The 17422-nt window shown below is 73.9% G+C and carries 17 protein-coding genes; 11 read left to right on the forward strand and 6 right to left on the reverse strand.

Annotated features, from left to right (window positions below; all coding sequences use genetic code 11):
* Positions 1 to 13 precede the first annotated feature (13 nt).
* The gene (locus tag EDF20_RS00680) at positions 14 to 1372 is read right to left on the reverse strand and encodes an MFS transporter (RefSeq protein WP_123545502.1); all 1359 of its coding nucleotides are present in this window, start codon (positions 1370 to 1372) and stop codon (positions 14 to 16) included.
* 188 nt (positions 1373 to 1560) lie between these two features.
* On the opposite strand from EDF20_RS00680, the gene EDF20_RS00685 reads away from it, so the two are divergent.
* From EDF20_RS00685 to EDF20_RS00715, 7 genes are all read left to right on the forward strand, one after another.
* A complete protein-coding gene (locus EDF20_RS00685) occupies positions 1561 to 2418 on the forward strand; it encodes a LysR substrate-binding domain-containing protein (RefSeq protein ID WP_123545504.1) in 858 nt (285 codons plus the stop codon).
* Positions 2419 to 2475: 57 nt separating this feature from the next.
* Positions 2476 to 2883 (forward strand): hypothetical protein, encoded by a 408-nt coding sequence (locus EDF20_RS00690; RefSeq protein WP_166644730.1) that lies wholly within the window; start codon positions 2476 to 2478, stop codon positions 2881 to 2883.
* Positions 2884 to 3037: 154 nt separating this feature from the next.
* Positions 3038 to 3886, forward strand: a complete 849-nt coding sequence (locus EDF20_RS00695; protein WP_133737422.1) for a 5-oxoprolinase subunit PxpA — start codon at positions 3038 to 3040, stop codon at positions 3884 to 3886.
* Positions 3883 to 5667 (forward strand): 5-oxoprolinase subunit PxpB, encoded by a 1785-nt coding sequence (gene pxpB, locus EDF20_RS00700; protein ID WP_133737423.1) that lies wholly within the window; start codon positions 3883 to 3885, stop codon positions 5665 to 5667. Before EDF20_RS00695 ends, pxpB begins: the two co-directional genes overlap by 4 nt.
* Positions 5664 to 7280: a biotin carboxylase N-terminal domain-containing protein gene (locus EDF20_RS00705; protein ID WP_166644731.1), complete on the forward strand. Its 1617-nt coding sequence runs from the start codon at positions 5664 to 5666 to the stop codon at positions 7278 to 7280. The genes pxpB and EDF20_RS00705 overlap by 4 nt, the downstream gene beginning before the upstream one ends.
* A gap of 59 nt (positions 7281 to 7339) precedes the next feature.
* Positions 7340 to 8806 carry an NCS2 family permease gene (locus tag EDF20_RS00710; RefSeq protein WP_123545512.1) on the forward strand — a complete coding sequence of 489 codons (1467 nt, stop codon included), beginning with the start codon at positions 7340 to 7342 and terminating at the stop codon, positions 8804 to 8806.
* Positions 8807 to 8891: 85 nt separating this feature from the next.
* Positions 8892 to 9374, forward strand: coding sequence for a VOC family protein (locus EDF20_RS00715; RefSeq protein ID WP_123545514.1), 483 nt, complete (start codon positions 8892 to 8894; stop codon positions 9372 to 9374).
* Positions 9375 to 9458: 84 nt separating this feature from the next.
* On the opposite strand, the gene manD is transcribed toward EDF20_RS00715, so the two are convergent.
* Genes manD through EDF20_RS00730 form a run of 3 tightly spaced genes read right to left on the reverse strand, consistent with a single transcriptional unit; the run spans position 9459 to position 12379 of the window.
* The gene (gene manD / locus EDF20_RS00720; protein WP_123545516.1) at positions 9459 to 10697 is read right to left on the reverse strand and encodes a D-mannonate dehydratase ManD; all 1239 of its coding nucleotides are present in this window, start codon (positions 10695 to 10697) and stop codon (positions 9459 to 9461) included.
* On the reverse strand, positions 10657 to 11523 hold the full coding sequence (locus EDF20_RS00725; RefSeq protein ID WP_208292565.1) for an EI24 domain-containing protein: 867 nt from the start codon (positions 11521 to 11523) through the stop codon (positions 10657 to 10659). The genes manD and EDF20_RS00725 overlap by 41 nt, the downstream gene beginning before the upstream one ends.
* A gap of 1 nt (position 11524) precedes the next feature.
* Positions 11525 to 12379, reverse strand: a complete 855-nt coding sequence (locus tag EDF20_RS00730) for an aldo/keto reductase (protein WP_133737425.1) — start codon at positions 12377 to 12379, stop codon at positions 11525 to 11527.
* Positions 12380 to 12532: 153 nt separating this feature from the next.
* On the opposite strand from EDF20_RS00730, the gene EDF20_RS00735 reads away from it, so the two are divergent.
* Entirely contained in the window at positions 12533 to 13039 is a 507-nt protein-coding gene (locus tag EDF20_RS00735) for a hypothetical protein (RefSeq protein ID WP_123545520.1), read from the forward strand.
* A 45-nt stretch (positions 13040 to 13084) separates the two neighbouring features.
* Here the strand turns inward: EDF20_RS00735 and EDF20_RS00740 are convergent, their stop codons facing one another.
* Complete coding sequence (locus EDF20_RS00740) at positions 13085 to 13960, reverse strand: aldo/keto reductase (protein ID WP_133737426.1); 876 nt, start codon at positions 13958 to 13960, stop codon at positions 13085 to 13087.
* Positions 13961 to 14136: 176 nt separating this feature from the next.
* Between EDF20_RS00740 and EDF20_RS00745 the strand changes: the two genes are divergently transcribed.
* Positions 14137 to 14544 (forward strand): PGPGW domain-containing protein, encoded by a 408-nt coding sequence (locus EDF20_RS00745; RefSeq protein ID WP_123545524.1) that lies wholly within the window; start codon positions 14137 to 14139, stop codon positions 14542 to 14544.
* Between the two features lie 71 nt (positions 14545 to 14615).
* Here the strand turns inward: EDF20_RS00745 and EDF20_RS00750 are convergent, their stop codons facing one another.
* Positions 14616 to 15761 (reverse strand): glycerol dehydrogenase, encoded by a 1146-nt coding sequence (locus EDF20_RS00750; protein WP_133737427.1) that lies wholly within the window; start codon positions 15759 to 15761, stop codon positions 14616 to 14618.
* 126 nt (positions 15762 to 15887) lie between these two features.
* Here EDF20_RS00750 and EDF20_RS00755 point away from each other — a divergent pair, with 126 nt between their 5' ends.
* Together EDF20_RS00755 and EDF20_RS00760 are read left to right on the forward strand one after the other, a co-directional pair.
* A complete protein-coding gene (locus EDF20_RS00755; protein WP_123545527.1) occupies positions 15888 to 16844 on the forward strand; it encodes a DnaJ domain-containing protein in 957 nt (318 codons plus the stop codon).
* A gap of 80 nt (positions 16845 to 16924) precedes the next feature.
* Positions 16925 to 17272 (forward strand): VOC family protein, encoded by a 348-nt coding sequence (locus tag EDF20_RS00760; protein WP_133737428.1) that lies wholly within the window; start codon positions 16925 to 16927, stop codon positions 17270 to 17272.
* The last annotated feature ends 150 nt before the right edge of the window (positions 17273 to 17422 follow it).

Raw genomic sequence — 17422 nt, forward strand, 5'->3', positions numbered from 1 at the left:
GCCGCGACTGCGCCTAGCGCGCCGCGATCTCGACCACGGGCAGGTGCCGCCGCACGCGCATCTGCAGCGTGAGCTGTCCCCGCCGCGCGAGCACGAGGGCCGTGACGCCGGCGACGACCGCCGGCACGCCGCCGGAGATCACCATGGCCGTCGGCGTGCCGAGCAGCTCGACGATCCCGCCCATCAGCGGGCCGCCGACGGCCTGGCCGCCGAGCAGCACGAGCACGTAGAGCGACATCACCCGGCCTCGGATGCCGATGTTGCTCGACAGCTGCACCAGCTGGTTCGCCGATGTGAGGAACAGCAGCGACGCCAACCCGACCGAGACGAGCACGAGGGCGAACGGCACGACGCCGGCGGCACCGCCGACGACCCCGGCGCCCGCCTGCAGCAGGCCGGTGACGAGCAGGCCCACGACGAGCGTGCGCAACCGTATCGTGGCACGCCGGGTCGAGAGCAGAGCCCCCGTCAGGGCTCCCACCGCGATCATCGAGTTGAAGAGCCCGTAGCCGCCGGCGCCCACGTCGAAGACCTCGTCGGCGTACGACGCGAGCAGCACGGGCATCGTCAGGCCGAACACGGCGTAGGAGGCGACGAGCACGACCGGCACGAGGATGGTCGGTTTCGCCCGGGCGTACGCGAGGCCCTCGCGCAGCTGGCCGCGCGACCGGGGAGCCGGTGCGGTGCGGGTCATCTGGGAGGTGCGGAGCAGGCCGAGCATGCCGACCACGAGCAGGCAGGCGACGCCGTTCACGGCGAAGGCCCACCCGGCTCCGACCGCGAGCAGCAGCACGCCGCTGACGGCGGGGCCGATCATGCCGCCGAGCTGGAACACGCTCGAGTTGACGCTGATGGCGTTGCGGAGGTGGCGCTGGCCGACGAGCTCGCTCACGATCACCTGGCGGGCCGGGTTGTCGACCACGGTCACCAGGCCGGTCGCGAAGGCGATGGCGAACACGTGCCAGGCCTCGACGACGCCGGTCAGGGTCAGCACGGCGAGCCCGATGCTCAGCACCGCGAAGACGCTCTGGGTGACGACCATCAGCGCCCGCTTCGAGAACCGGTCGACGAGCACGCCGCCGAGCAGGCCGAAGAAGAGCATCGGCGCGAACTGCATCGCCACCGTGACGCCGACGGCCGTCGCGCTGCCGGTCAGCTCGAGAACGAGCCAGTCCTGGGCGATGCGCTGCATCCAGCCGGCGGTCATGGCCACGAAGTTGCCGACCGTCCAGAGCCGGAAGTTCGGCACGCTCAGCGCGATGAAGGTGTGTCGCCACGGCGGGCGCTGCGTCGCGACGGGCAGCGGGGCGGTGGCGGGGAAGGAGGCGGCGGGGTCGACGACGGGAGTGCTGGCGGTGGACGGTGAGGACATCGGCGTTCCTGCGCTGGTGGGCGGCCCGGGGCGGTCGCGGCCGCCGGGGGAGGGGGCGAGGGGCCTCGCGGTGGTGAGCCGCGCCTCCTCGTCCCTCGACGGTAAGGCCGTCGGCATCATTCGGACCCCCTATGGTGTGAATCACTGTCATGCGATCATCGAATGACCCGACGGGAGGAGGCCCCATCGTGTTCGACCCTGCCCTGCTCACGACGTTCCTCGCCGTCGCGGAGACGCGCAGCTTCACGGCCGCGGGCCTCCGTCTCGGCATCAGCCAGCCGACGGTCAGCCAGCACGTCGGCCGGCTCGAGAAGGCGGCGGGCCGCACCCTCGTGGTGCGGGACACCCGTGACGTGCGCCTCACCGACAACGGCGACGCGATGGCCGGCTTCGCCCGCACGATCCTCGCGGCGCACTCCGCGGCCGAGAGCTGGTTCAGCGGCTCGGCCATGCGCGGCCGCCTGCGCTTCGGCGCCGCGGACGACCTCGCCATCACGCAGCTGCCGCGCATCCTCCGGCACTTCCGGCAGCTGCACCCCGACGTCGACCTCGAGCTGACGGTGAACCAGAGCGGTCCCCTGCGACGCCGGCTCGCCTCCGGCCACCTCGACCTGATCTTCGTGAAGCAGACGGCGGGCGAGTCCGACGAGGGTCGCCGGGTCGCCGGCGACACGATGGTCTGGATCGGGCAGGAGAAGCTGCAGGTCGAGGCGGGTAGGCCAGTGCCCCTGATCGCCTACCAGGCGCCGAGCCTCAGTCGTCAGCTCGCGATCGGTGCCCTCGAGGCGAGCGGGCGCACCTGGCGCATCACCTGCAACACGCGCGACGTGAACGGGGTGCTCGCGGCGGTGCGGGCGGGCATGGGCGTCGCTGTGTTCCCCTTCTCGCTCATCCCCACCGACCTCGTCAAGGTCAGCGACCGCTTCTCGCTGCCCGCCCTCGGCGACGTCGACTACGTGCTCGTGGCGAACCCCGCCGCACCGCGCGAGCCGGTCGAGGCGCTCACCTCGGCGATCATGAGCCGGGGCGTCCGCCGCGCCGTCTGACCTCCCCTCGGCCGGGTCGGACCCGCCGAGGAGGCGCGGGCGAGCAGGATGGACCGCATGAGCACCCGACGCACCCGCCACGCCCGCACCGCCTCCGTCCGCCGCACGGCGCTCCTCCTCGCGGCCGCCTGCGGCGTCTCCGGCGTCCTGCACCTCGTGCGCCCGAGCGCCTACGACGCCGTCGTGCCGCGCAGCATGCCCGGCCCGGCCCGCCTGTGGACCACGAGCTCGGGCGTCGCGGAGGTCGTCGTCGCCGGCGCCCTGCTCTCGACGACGACGCGACGGGCGGGCGGCGCCCTCGCGGCCGCGCTCTTCGTCGCCGTGTTCCCGGCGAACGTGTCGATGGCCCTGCGGGCGCTCCGGAGCAGCCGCGCCGGGACGGCCCGACGGGTCGTCACCGTCGTCCGCCTGCCGCTCCAGGTGCCGCTCGTGGCGAGCGCGCTCGCCGTGCGCCGGGCCTCCTAACCGACCCGGCCGCACGGCGGCCGCACGTCCTCGGGGTCGCCGCTGCGCCTCCCGCCCGGCGTCCTCCCCGCCCCGGCCCGGTACCGTGGACGATCGGCCCACGAGCCGACCACCGCACGACAGCCGCACGACGACCGCCGAGGGGAGGCGCCGCATGACCACGATCGACCTCAACGCCGACCTCGGCGAGGGCTTCGGCCGATGGACGCTCGGCGACGACGACGCCCTGCTCGACGTCGTGACGAGCGCGAACGTCGCCTGCGGGTTCCACGCGGGCGACCCGGCCGGCCTGCTGCGCGTCGTCGACGCGGCCCACCGTCGCGGGGCCGTCGTCGGGGCGCACGTCTCGTACCGCGACCTCGTCGGTTTCGGCCGCCGCTACGTCGAGGCGTCGCACGACGAGCTCGTCGCAGACGTCGTCTGGCAGATCGGCGCGCTGACGGGCCTCTCCCGGGCTGTCGGCGGGGCCGTCCGCTACGTCAAACCGCACGGCGCGCTCTACTCGGTCGTCGCGGACGCCGACGGCCGGGGCGCCGTCCACGCCGGCGCCGTGATCGAGGGCATCCTGCGGATCGACCCGGCCCTGCCCGTCGTCGGGCTCGCCGGCTCCGCGTTCCTCCGTCGTGCCGGGCAGGAGGGCCTCCACGTCGTCGCCGAGGCCTTCGCCGACCGCGCCTACGACGCGACCGGCGCGCTCGTGCCCCGCAGCCGACCCGGGGCCGTGCTGCACGACGCCGGCGAGGTCCGCGACCGCGTCCTCCAGCTGGTCGAGACCGGCACGGTGCGCGCCGTCGACGGCACCGTCGTCGAGCTGCGGGCCGACACGGTCTGCGTGCACGGCGACAGCCCGGACGCCGTCGCGATCGCCGTCGGGGTGCGCAGCGCCCTCGAGGAGGCAGGGGTCGTCCTCCGCCCGTTCGTGACGGTCCCGCAGGCGGCCGGCACCCCCGCGACGCCCTCGTTGTCGTCGACGCCGCTCGACCCCGGGACGACCACCCGGTGACCGGCCACGAGGTCGATCTCGGGGCCGCGCTCCGGCACCTCCGGGTGCTGCCGCTCGGCACGGACGGCGTGCTGATCGAGACCGACGGACTCGACGAGTCGCTCGCCCTCTTCGGCGCCCTGCTCGCCCAGCCCGTGGCTGGCATCCTCGACGTCGTGCCGGCCGCACGGAGCGTCGCGGTGCGGTTCCTGCCCACGCTGCTGCCCATCGCCTCCCTGATGAGCGTGCTCCGGTCGCTGCCGACGTCGCGCGACGCGGCGACGCAGGGCCGGCTCGTGGAGATCCCCGTCGAGTACGACGGCGAGGACCTGGCCGAGGTCGCCCGGCTGAGCGGGCTCAGCATCGACGAGGTCGTCGACCGGCACGCCGGTGCCACCTACACCGTCGCCTTCACGGGCTTCGCGCCGGGCTTCGCGTACCTCACGGGCGGCGACCCGTCCCTCGCCGTCCCTCGGCGCGCGACGCCCCGCACCTCGGTGCCCGCCGGGGCGGTCGCCATGGCGGGGGAGTTCACCGGGGTCTACCCGCGCGAGAGCCCCGGCGGGTGGCAGCTGCTCGGGCACACCGACGTCGCCCTCTGGGACCTCGCCGAGCGCGTCCCGGCGCTGCTGCAGCCGGGGATGCGCGTCCGCTTCGTCGACGTCACGGAGCGCAGAGCCAGTCCCGAGGAGGCGGCCTACCCGGAGCACGGGACCGTCGCGTCCCCGCACGGGCGCGCTCACGAGCACGGCCACGAGCACGAGCACGAGCACCAGTCCGCCGGACCCGGACCCGGACCCGGACCCGCTGCCCGCCCCCGCCCCCGCCCCGACCGTGCGCTCGTCGTCACGACCCCGGGCCCGTTCAGCATCCTGGAGGACCTCGGGCGGCCCGGCCGCTCCGGCCTCGGCGTCTCGCGCTCGGGCGCCATGGACCACCGTGCGCTCCGCGAGGCCAACCGCCTGGTCGGCGCGGCGACGGGCTCGGCCGCGCTCGAGCTGGCCTACGGCGGGCTGGAGGCGACGGCGCGCGGAGACCTCGTGCTCGCCGTGGCGGGCGCGCCCGTCCCGTTGACGGTGCACGGCGCGAGCGGCGTCCGCCACGCGGTCCCCGGGGCCGCGTTCGCGGTCGACGACGGCGAGGTGCTCGTCGTGGGGGCGCCTCCTCGGGGCGTCTACTCGTACCTCGCCGTCCGCGGCGGCTGGGAGGCCGAGAGCGTGCTCGACAGCGCGTCGGGCGACGTCCTGGCGCGCATCGGCCCCGGCCGGCTGGCCGCCGGCGACGAGCTCGGCGTCGGACGTGCCTGGTCCGAGAGCGTCGCGGCCTCGGCCCACGACGCCCAGCGCTCGGTCTCCGCCCCGGACGAGGTCACCCTGCTCGACGTCGTGCTCGGACCGCGCGACGACTGGTTCACCCCCGAGGCGCTCGAGCGCCTCACGGGCCAACGGTTCACGGTCACGGCGCAGTCGAACCGGATCGGGCTCCGCCTGGCGGGCGAGCACCCCCTCGAGCGTGCGGTCGAGCACGAGCTGCCGAGCGAGGCGACCGTCTCGGGTGCCCTGCAGGTCCCGCCCGACGGCCAGCCCGTGCTCTTCATGGCCGACCACCCCGTCACGGGCGGCTACCCGGTGGTCGCGTGCGTCGTCGGAGACCAGCTCGACCGTGCCGCGCAGGTGCCCGTCGGGGCGAGCGTGCGGTTCCGCGTCGTCCCCGGGCCCGACCTCGGCGCGGGTCGACGCGGCGGCCGGCGCGACGCACGGGTCGACGAGCGTGCCGCAGACGAACGGGGCGTCGAGCAGTGAGGAAGCTCCTGATCGCCGAGCGGGGGCTCGTGGCGGTGCGCGTCGCGAGGGCCGCCGCCGACCTCGACCTGCCCTCCGTCGCGGTGTTCGCCCCCGACGACGTCGACGCCCTGCACGTGCGTGCCGCCGATGAGGCCTGGGCCCTCGACGAGCTGCCCGGCACCGACGCGTACCGCGACATGCAGGCGCTGCTCGACGTCGCCGATCGGAGCGGCGCCGACGCGGTGCACCCCGGCTGCGGCCCGCTCAGCGAGAACGCCGAGTTCGCGCGTCGGGTGCTCGCCGCAGGCCTCACCTGGGTCGGGCCCGACCCCGAGACGATGGAGCTGCTCGGCGACAAGGTCTCGGCGCGGGCCCTCGCGGACTCCGTCGGCGCGCCCCTCGTCGTCGGCACCTCCGAGCCGATCGCCTCGGCGGACGAGGCGGTCGCGTTCGCCCAGCGGCACGGGCTGCCGATCGCGCTCAAGGCGGCCCACGGAGGCGGCGGGCTGGGGCTGCGGATCGCTCGCCGGCTCGACGAGGTCGCCGACCTGCTCGACTCCGCCGTGCGCGAGTCGGCCGCCGTCTTCGGCCGCGGAGAGGTCTTCGTCGAGCAGTACCTCGACCGGCCGCGCCACGTCGAGGCCCAGCTGCTGGGCGACGGGGAGGGACGGGTCGTGGTGGTCGGCACCCGCGAGTGCTCGGTGCAGCGCCGGCACCAGGAGCTCGTCGGCGAGGCACCGGCTCCGTACCTGACCGACGAGCAGCTCGAAGTCGTCACCTCCACGTCCGTCGCCCTGGGCTCGGCGGTCTCGTACCGCGGCGCCGGCACCGTCGAGTTCCTCGTGTCGCGTGCAGGCCAGGTCTCGTTCCTCGAGGTGGGCACCGCCCTGCCGCTCGAGCACGTCGCCACCGAGCAGGCCACGGGCGTCGACCTGGTGCGGCAGCAGCTGCTGGTGGCGGGCGGGCTCGGGCTCGACCTCGCCGACGTGCCCGAGAGCCGTGGCCACACGATCTCGTTCCGCGTCACGGCGGAGGACGCCGGTCGCGGGTTCCTGCCGGCACCGGCCCCGGTGGCCCGCCTCGAGCTGCCGGGCGGACCGGGCGTGCGGGTCGACTCGGGCGTCGTCGTGGGCTCGGTCGTCCCGGCGGGCCGCGACCCGCTCCTCCTCACGGTCGTCGTGACGGGCCGGGACCGTGCGGCGGCCCTGAGCCGCGCACGCCGCGCCCTGGACGGCCTCGTCGTCGAGGGGCCCGCGACGACCGCGCGCTTCCACCGCCTCCTCGTCGACGACCCGGCCTTCACGGGCGTCGTCGCCGACACCGAGACGGGGACGGACGGCGGGGGAGCGGACGGCGCCGAGCCGTCCGTGCACACCCGCTGGATCGAGACCGAGTGCGAGTGGCTCGACGAGCTGGCGACCGCGACGCCGGAGGCGGCGGCCGGCCCGGGGTCCCTCCGCACGTGGGTCGTCGTCGACGGGCGTCGCGTGCCCCTCGTGCTGCCGCTCGCCGACGTCGTCGGCTCGTCCGACGGCGCGCTCGGGGCCGACGCCCTCGTCGCCGGCATCGCCGCCGCGACGATCGAGGTCGATGTGCCCGGGCAGGCCGGGCGGGGCTCTTCGGCGTCGTAAGCTGAGAGTGCGCCCAGAGTCGCGCGCCCTCCTCGCCGCCCTACTCCTCGGGAGCCACCATGACCACCCCCGTGTCCACCGACTCTCGCCGCCCCGGCGTGGCCGGTGCCCTCGACCGCTACTTCGAGATCACCGGCCGCGGCTCGAGCTGGGCCCGCGAGATCCGAGGCGGCGTCGTCACCTTCGTGACGATGGCCTACATCGTGATCCTCAACCCGCTGATCCTCGGCGGCTTCAGCGAGGACCAGGCCGCGAAGGACGTCCTCGGCGGCTGGCTGCAGAACAGCCAGGTCGGCGCGGTCACGGCTCTCACCGCCGGTGTCATGACCATCCTCTTCGGCACCGTCGCGCGCCTCCCGTTCGCCTTCGCGGCGGGCCTCGGCATCAACTCGTTCCTGGCGGTCACGGTCGTGCAGGACGTGACCTGGCCCGAGGCGATGGGCCTCGTCGTCATCAACGGCCTCGTCATCACGATCCTCGCCGTCACGGGTCTCCGCAGCATGATCTTCAGCGCGGTGCCCGCGGCGCTCAAGACCGCGATCACGGTCGGCATCGGCCTCTTCATCGCGTTCATCGGCCTCGTCGACTCGGGCTTCGTCCGCACGAGCGGCGCCGCGTCGCCCCCGGTGCAGCTCGGCGACGGCGGGTCGATCAGCACCCTGCCGACCATCACCTTCGTCATCGGCCTCGTCGTCATCGGCGTGCTCATGGCCCGTCGCGTCCGCGGTGCGATCTTCATCGGGATCGTCGCCTCGACGGTCATCGCGATCGTCCTGCAGGCGATCTTCCAGGTGCCCACCTCGAACGGCCAGAACCTCGACGACTGGAACCTCAACGCGCCGGTGCTGCCGACGCAGATCGTCGCGCTGCCCGACCTGTCGCTGATCGGCGACGTCAGCCTCGGCGCCTTCGCGCGCATCGGCTGGCTGTCGGCCGTGATGCTCGTCTTCACCCTCGTCTTCACGAACTTCTTCGACGCCATGGGCACGATGACCGGACTCGCGAAGGCCGCCGACGTCGCTGCACCCGACGGCACGTTCCCCCGCCTGAAGTCGGCGCTCGTCGTCGAGGGCATCGGCGCGGTCGCCGGCGGCGCGACGAGCTCGTCGTCGAACACCGTCTTCGTCGAGTCGGCCTCCGGCATCGGCGAGGGCGCCCGCACCGGCTTCGCCTCGGTCGTCACCGGGCTGCTCTTCATCCTCGCCATGTTCTTCACGCCGCTGACCCAGGTCGTGCCGCTCGAGGTCGCCGCCGCGGCGCTCGTCATCGTCGGCGCGCTGATGGTCTCGCAGATCAAGGACATCGACTGGACCGACTTCAGCGTCGCCCTGCCCGTGTTCCTGACGATCATCGTCATGCCGCTGACCTACTCGATCGCCAACGGCATCGGCGTCGGCTTCGTCACGTGGGTGATCGTCCGCGCGTTCTCGGGCAAGGCACGCGAGATCAGCCCCCTGCTGTGGATCGTCGCAGTCGGGTTCCTGGTCTACTTCGTCCGCGGTCCGATCGAGACCCTGATCGGCTGACCCTCGCGGCCGGGGGGTGGGCGCGGTAGCGTCTGCCGAACGCGCCGACACCGTCGTCGGCGCGACCGAGCCGAGGAGGCGCCCCGTGCCCCGCATCACCCCAGTCCTGTGGTTCGACGGCGAGGCCGAGGCGGCCGCGACGTTCTACGTCTCGCTGTTCCCGGTCTCCCACATCTCGCACGTGTCCCGGTACCCGGACGACTTCCCCGACCCGGCCCTGGCCGGCCAGGCGCTCGTCGTCGAGTTCGACCTCGACGGCCAGGGCTTCCAGGGCCTGAACGGCGGCCCCGGGTTCGTCCCCAACGAGGCCGTCTCGCTCTCGGTGCCGGTCGACGACCAGGAGGAGCTCGACCGGATCTGGGACGCCCTCGCCTCCGACGGCGGCCAGGAGGGGCGGTGCGGCTGGGTCCGCGACCGCTGGGGCTTCTGGTGGCAGGTCGTGCCGAGCGCCGTGCAGCGGACCGTCGGCGGGTCCGACCCGGCCGGCGCCTCCCGCGCGATGGAGGCGATGATGGGCATGAGCCGCCTGGTCGTCGCCGACCTCGAGGCCGCCTACCGCGGCGATTGACCTGCCCGCCGCGACGAGAGGCCCCAGATCGACCCGCAGCCGTGGCGCGAGGTCGATCCGAGGCCTCTCGAGCGCCTCCTCAGCTCACCAGTCGTGCACGGTCCCGTCCGCGAGCCGGTTGTAGGGCAGGTAGGCCTGCTCGTACGGGTACTTCCCGGCCTCGTCGACGTTCAGCTCGACCCCGATGCCCGGCTCCTCGCCGGGGTGCAGCATGCCGTCCGTGAAGGTGAAGCTCTGCTCGAAGACCGAGTCGGTCTTCTCGCCGTGCTTCATGTACTCCTGGATGCCGAAGTTGTGGATCGCGAGGCCGAGGTGCATCGCGGCCGCCATGCCGACGGGCGAGATGTCGGTCGGCCCGTGCATGCCCGACTTGATCTGGTACTGCGCCGCGTAGTCGAGCACCTTGCGCAGGTGCGTGATCCCGCCGGTGTGGGTGACGGCGCTCCGCACGTAGTCGATCAGCTGCTCGCGGATGATCTGCTGGTAGTCCCAGACCGTGTTGAAGATCTCGCCGATCGCCAGGGGCGTCGTCGTGTGCTGACGGACGAGCCGCAGAGCCTCGGGGTTCTCGGCCGGGGTGACGTCCTCGAGCCAGAACAGGTCGTAGGGCTCCAGGCTCTTGCCGAGCGAGGCCGCCTGGATGGGCGTCATGCGGTGGTGGCCGTCGTGCAGCAGCGGGATCTCGGGCCCGAACTCGTTCCGCACGGCCTCGAAGACTGTCGGCACGTGCCGCAGGTACGAGCGGGTGTCCCAGTCCTCCTCGTTCGGCAGGGCGCCGCGCTGGGCGGGCTCGTGGTCGTAGCGCACGCCGGTGTTGGCGTCGAAGGTCGCGTTCGAGGCGATGCCGTAGATCGACTTCAGCCCGGGCACGCCGGTCTGCACGCGGATCGCCTTGTACCCCTGCTCCTGGTGGTCGCGCACGCTGTCGAAGAGCTCGTCCAGGTCCTTGCCGGAGGCGTGGCCGTAGGTGAGCAGGCCGGTGCGGGAGGCACCGCCGAGCAGCTGGTAGAGCGGCATGCCGGCGACCTTCGCCTTGATGTCCCAGAGGGCGACGTCGACGGCGGCGATGGCGGCCATCGTGACGGGGCCGCGGCGCCAGTAGGCGCTGCGGTAGAGGAACTGCCAGGTGTCCTCGACGCGACCGGGGTCCCGGCCGATCAGGAGCGGCACGACGTGCTCGCTGAGGTAGGCGACGACCGCGAGCTCGCGACCGTTCAGGGTGGCGTCGCCGAGCCCGGTGACCCCCTCGTCGGTGGTCAGCTTCAGCGTGACGAAGTTGCGGTCAGGGCTGGTGACGATGACCTCGGCCTTGTCGATCTTCATTCGGTCTCCTTCGACTGGATGGTGGCGGCAGCGCCTCCTCACCACCCTGTCGCACCTGGGCGTCACGCGCCAGGGCGTCCTGCGCGCCCGCGGCGTCGCGCGCCAGCAGGGTCGCGCCGGCGACCGCGGCGGGCATCACGACGACGGCCCCGAGGGGGACGAAGAACGACAGCCAGATGGCCGTGCCGAAGCCGAGGGTCCGCCAGCGGTTCGCCGCCAGGGCCGCCCGCCGTTGCCGCAGCGACCGCCCGCGGGCGTCGAGGGCGAACCCGGTCAGCTCGACGGCCAGGAACCAGCCGCCGGTCAGCGCGCCGAGCACGGGCACGAGGGTCTGCCCGACGACCGGGACGAAGCCGCCGACGAACAGGCAGACGCCGACCGCCGCGGTGGCGAGCAGCAGGCGGACGGAGTCGCCGACGCTCCGCAGCACCCCGCGCCAGAAGCCGTGGTCGACGTCGGCCGGTGCGTCGCCCTCGCGCTGCTCGACGTGCCGCCAGATGCGCTCGTAGAAGGGATCGCCGACGAGCAACGTCACGGCGGTGAAGGTCACCACGGCGAGCAGCACGGCCAGCAGGGCGACCGCGACGCCGATGCCGACGCGGACGAGCACGCGGCCCCACTCCGGCCACCGGTCGGCGAACGGGGTCGCCAGGACGGCCAGGTCGTCCGCCTGCCCGTTCACCAGCACGAGCAGGGCGACGAAGACGGCGCCGACGATCAGGGCGGGCACGGCCCCGAGCAGCATCAGCCGCGGCGACGTGCCCCAGAGGCGGAGCCCCCGGCCGAGGACCGCGACGCCCGACCCGAACTCGCGGAGCGCCGACACCTCAGCGCACCTCGAGCGGCACGGGCCCGGTCGGGGCCGGGAACGCGCGCTCGAGCTGCACGAACGCCTGGTCGTCGATGTCGACGGCGAGGGCTGCGGCGTCCTCGCGCACGTGCTCGACGCTGCCGGCCTTCACGGCGAGCAGCACGTCGGGCGCGAGCCGCAGCACCCAGGCGATCGCGAGCTGGGCCGGCGTCACGCCGAGGTCGGCAGCGACGGAGGCGACGACCGGGTGGTCGAGGAGCTCGCCGTGGTCGACGGGCGAGTACGCCATCAGCGGCGTCCCCGACTCGCGCAGGCGCGGCAGCAGGTCGTGCTCCGGCCCCCGGCGCGCGAGGTTGTAGAGCACCTGGTCGGTCTGGGGCGAGGACGAGCCGCCGGTGGCCCGGGCGAGGTCGTCGAGGTCGTCGACGTCGAAGTTGCTGACGCCCCAGCCGCCGATCGCGCCCTCGGCGACCAGCGCCTCCATCGCCTCCACCGTGTCCTCGAGCGGGTGGCCGCCGCGCCAGTGCAGCAGGTAGAGGTCGAGCCGGTCGGTGCCGAGGCGGGCGAGGCTGGCGTGGCACGCCTCGATCGTTCCCCGACGGCTCGCGTTCGAGGGAAGCACCTTGCTCACGAGGAACACCTCGTCACGCCGACCCGCTATCGCCTGGGCGACGAGTCGCTCGGAGGCGCCGCGCCCGTACATCTCCGCCGTGTCGACGAGGGTCATGCCGAGGTCGAGCCCCTCGCGGAGGGCCGCCAGCTCGGCGTCGCGTCGACGGGGATCGTCGCCGAGCTCCCAGGTGCCGAGCCCCAGGGCGGGGGCGGTGCGTCCGTCGGGGAACGTGACGGTCTGGTTCTCGTGAGCAGCCATCGCCCCAGTGTGCCCGGGAGACCGTGCTCACGGCCCGTCCTCCCCAAGCCGCAGGGGGCGTGATCCCTCCCCAGCGCCGAGGGGGCTTGGCACCGTCCACAGTCGAGGAGGCGCGGGTCGAGCCGGGACGCCCGCTCCGGCACGGTGGTCCCCATGACCACCTCAGAGCGCACCGTCCCGCCCCTGCCCGCCAGCTCCTCCGAGTCCGCCCTCGCGCAGTGGGCGAGCGTCGTCTGCGACGAGCCCTGCGACGAGGACCTCGTCTACGTCGCGTTCTTCGACCGCGGCGAGTACCCCTGCGCGAACCTGATCCGGTTGAGGGGGCTGCCCCGGCTGCCCTACGGCCGCGACGTCGCCTCCCTCGAGCGCGTCGTCCGCGACCAGGCGAGCGACGTGCGGGCCCGCTCGGTCGTGCTCGTGTGGCAGCGCGAGGGCGAGACGCCCCTCGACGACCTGGCCGTGGCCACCTGGTCGCGGGGCCTCGACGAGAGGCTCCGACGCGGCCCGCTGAGCCTCCGCGGCCAGGTGCGCCGCACGCCGGGCGGGTTCGACCCGGCCCCGCGGCTGCCGGGACAGGTCACGGCGACCGACCTTCCCGAGGGGTTCGACGTGCCGGGCGAGGGCCCGCAGCTGATCCCGATGCGGAATCCGTACCACTGACCGTCGCCCGTCCGCCCGTGCCGTCGCCCGGAGGTGCCCGTCAAGTCACGCGGCGTCGGCGGCTGCGTCGAGCCTCTGCACCTCGTCGGCGGACAGCTTGATCGTCGCGGCGGTGGCCGAGTTCATGATCGTCTGCGGACGAGTCGACCCGGGGATGGGGATGACCAGCTCGGACGCGTGCAGCTCCCACGCGAGGGTCAGCACCTGGGGCGAGATCCGGCGCGCGTTGGCGATCTCGGCGAAGACGGCGTGCTTCGTGCCGAGGTCGGCGGCGTTCGTGATGCCGCCCAGCGGGCTCCACGGCAGGAAGGCGATGCCCATCTCGTCGCACAGCACGAGCTCCTCGGTGCTCGAGCGGAACGCGGGGGAGTACTGGTTCTGCACGGAGACCAGGCGCCCGTCGAGGACGTCGTTCGCCTCGCGGATCTGGTCGACGGTGGCGTTCGAGATGCCAGCCATCCTGATGACTCCCTCGTCCAGCAGCTCCGCCAGGGCGCCCACCGAGTCGGCGTACGGCACGGCCGGGTCGGGGCGGTGGAACTGGTAGAGGCCGATGGTCTCGACGCCGAGGCGCTGCGCGGACGCGCGCGCCGCCTCCTTCAGGTAGGCCGGGTCGCCGTTCTGTGCCCAGGCTCCCGCATCCGGGCGGAGGTGGCCGCCCTTCGTCGCGACGAGCACGTCCGAGGTGTCGCCGTGGAAGCTCTCGAGCGCCCGGGCGATCAACGACTCGTTGTGCCCGATCTCGTGGGTGCCGGGCTGGTGGTACGCGTCGGCGGTGTCGATCAGGGTGATGCCCTGCTCGAGAGCGGCGTGGATCGTGGCGATCGCCTGCTTCTCGTCCGGCCGTCCCTCGATCGACAAGGGCATGCCGCCCAGGCCGATCGCGCTCACGGTGACGTCTCCGATGGTCCTCGTCTTCATGGGTCCTCCTCGTGCCGCAGCGGTGCGGCGCTCGTGATCGTGACGGTCCCCGCAGGCGGGGACCCTGCGTCCTGGGTACGCCCGCCCGGCCTCCCCGCTCCCAGGAACGACCGGCGCCCAGGTGCCTGGCAGGCGCCACGGCGCGGTCTGCCAGGGGAGCCGCCTAGGTTCTCCGCATGACCTCCGAGACCGCCGTGGCCCCGTCCCGGCCCGCCGCCGGCCCGCACGACGACGGCGCTCCCCACGGTGCGACGACTCCGGGCGCCCCCGAGGAGGGCCTCGGCCGGACCGCCCGGGCGCGAGCTCGCTGGCGTGCCGGGCGAGCGAAGCTCGACGGCTACCCCCGCCTCCGCGTGGCCTACAAGGTGGGCGTGGCCCTGGCGGGCGTGGTCGTGATCGCCGTCGGCCTGGTGCTCGTCCCGCTGCCCGGTCCCGGCTGGTTGATCGTCTTCGTCGGGGTCGCCGTCCTCGGCACGGAGTTCCCGGCGGCACACCGCGTCACGCAGGCCGTCCGACGGCTCGCCCACCGTCTCCGGCTGCGCTGGCGCGCTTGGAGAGCGAACCGGGCCGCCGCGCGCGCCTGACCACCCGCACCGCAGAGGGCCCGTCCACGATCGTGGACGGGCCCTCTGCGGTGTCGGTGCCGGAGGTGCCGCTAGTGCGCGGCCTCGTACTTCACCGGCTCGGGCAGGCCCTTGTCGGCACGGATCGACCGCGAGAGGCGCTCGATCGAGGTGAGGGCCGCGACCACGTCGGCGGCGGTCACCGGGAACGGCATCGAGTGGATGGTCTCCGACTCGACGGTGGCGGCCGCGGCCACCGCCTCGAGCTCCTCGGTGTCGTCCGTGCTCAGGCCGATCTCGGTGAGCGTGTTCGGCAGGCCCACCCGGGTCGTGAACTCGACGAAGTCCTCGATCTCGGCACGGGGCGCCCCCTCGAGCACGAGCTGGGTCAGCGAGCCGATGTTGACCTTCTGGCCGTGGGTCAGGCCGTGCGTCTGCGGGGCGGCGGTCAGGCCGTTGTGGATCGCGTGCGCGGCGGCGAGGCCGCCCGACTCGAAGCCGAGGCCGGAGAGCAGCGTGTTCGCCTCGACGAGCGACTCGAGCGCCGGCGTGACGATCCCGTCGCGCACCGCGTCCAGGGCGGAGAAGGCGTTCTCGTGGATGATGCGCCACGACAGCTCGGCCAGGGCGGTGCCCGCCTGGGTCGCGAGTCCGCCGGCCATCGTGGTCGCGGCGGCCTTCGCCGACGCGCGGGCCTCGATCCAGGTGGCGAGCGCGTCGCCGATCCCCGCCACCAGGAACTGCACGGGGGCGTTCGCGACGAGCTGCGTGTCGATCAGCACGAGGTCGGGGTTCCGCGGGAAGAACCGGTACTCGATGAACTCGCCCTCGTCCGTGTAGACGACGGCCAGGGCCGAGGTGGGCGCGTCGGTCGAGGCGACGGTCGGCACGCTCACCCAGCGGATGCCGGTGGCGTGGCCGGCGGCCTTGGCCGCGTCGATGGCGCTGCCGCCGCCGATCGCGACGACGACGTCGGCATCCGACGACCGGATCGACTCGGCCAGCTCGTCGATCGCGGCCGGCGTCGCGAACCTGCCGAACGGGACGCGCTCGACCCGCAGCGACTCGGCGGCGAAGCTCGTGCCCACCGCCTCCTCGACGAGGCCCCAGACGACGTCGTCCGAGACGACGAGGGGGCGGCTCCCGATCGGCGCGACGAACTCGCCGAGGCGGGTGATCGCGTCCTTGCCCTGGACGTAGCGGGCGGGGCTCATGACGGTGCGGACGGGAACGGGCATGCGGTGCTTCCTCTCGTGGGGGACGTGTGCCGTGCACGGTAGGCGGGGCGGCTCCGTGTCCCGTGGACGCCGACGCCGACACCGACGCCGACGCCCTGCCCAGCCGCGGCCCGATATCGTTGCGGGGTGACGCCCAGTCCTGCCTCTGCGACCGCCTACGAGGTGCTCGGCGTCCCCTCCACGGCCTCCGACGACGACCTGCGACGTGCCTACCGCCGCCTCGCCCGCGAGACGCACCCCGACCTCGGCGGCAGCGCCTCGGCCTTCCGCGACCTGCAGCTGGCGTGGGAGGCGGTCGGGACGCCGGAGGCGCGAGCCGCGTACGACCGTCGACGCCCGTCGTCGTCGGCGTCCGGCCGCTCGGGCTCCGCGTCGTCTCCCTCCGGTGCCCCGACGCCCGGCTGGGCCCCGCCGCCCCGTGATCCCCAGCGCACCGACTCCCGGCCGAGGGCCCGGGTGCACGGCCATCCCGGCGGTGCCAACCGTGAGCGCTACCTGTCGCTGATGCGCGAGTGGGTCGGCCGCGGCGTCCCCCTCGACGACCCCTACGACGAGGCCCTCGTGCGGAGCGCGCCCCCGGAGATCCGGCACGTGCTCGCCGACGCCCTGGCCGAGGAGGCGACGGTCGCGATCGTCACCGGGCTCGGCATCGGCTTCACCATCTGGAGCGACGTCGACGCCGGCCCCGACGGCAAGCTGGACCACATCGTGCTCGGCCCCTCCGGCCTGTTCGCCGTGCAGTCGTCCGACTGGGGGAGCGAGGTCACCGTGTCCAAGGGCGACCTCGTCGGCCCGGGCATCCCCCTCGACGAGCAGCCGGTCCGCGACGTGACGAGGCAGGCCCGCGCCGTCCGCCGCGAGACCCGGGTGTCGTTCACCCACCAGCTGATCGTCGTGCCCGACGACGACCTGCCCACGGCGCTCGAGCAGGTCGGGCGCGGGCGACGGGGCAGCACGTGGGTCCTCCGTCGCTCGCTCCTCGCCCAGGTGCTCCGCCACGGTCCCGAGCTGGGCGACCGGACGGCGCTCTCCGACGTCTTCGAGATCCGAGAACGCCTCCAGCAGGCCGTCCGCTTCGTGTGAACCGGGAACCGCCTCGGGGCGCGCCCTTCCCCGGGGCACGTCCCGAGGCGCACACTGGTGTCCTGATCGAGGAGGTCCCCGTGTTCGAGCCCGTCAGCGCCTACAGCGGCTTCAGCGTCGACGACGTCCCGGCGGCGGCCGAGTTCTGGGGCGAGGTGCTCGGACTGGCCGTCACGCCCCTCATGGACGGCACGATGCTGCAGGTCAAGCTGCCCGGCAGCGCCGCGAGGGTCCTCGTCCTCAACCTCGTCGTCGACGACGTCGACGTCGCCCTGGCCGGTCTCGCCGAGCGCGGGCTCAGGCCCGACCCGGGCGGGCCCTGGGCGGGCGAGGACCAGGTCGTCCGCGGGCGCGCCTCGGGCCACGGCCCCGACATCGCCTGGTTCCACGACCCCGCAGGGAACGTCTTCTCCGTCCAGCAGCAGTGACGGCAGGCGCGGGCCGAGGCGGCAGCAGCACGAGCGGAGGGCTGGCCCGACATCGGGTTCCGGGCCAGCCCCCTGTCCTCGTTCGGAGTCCCCGGCCTGCCGGTTGGGTGTCACGTCGTCCTCGGAGCGGCGGCCGGTAACCTGGGCGCA

This window comes from Frigoribacterium sp. PhB116, assembly GCF_004364285.1.
GTDB lineage: Bacteria > Actinomycetota > Actinomycetes > Actinomycetales > Microbacteriaceae > Frigoribacterium.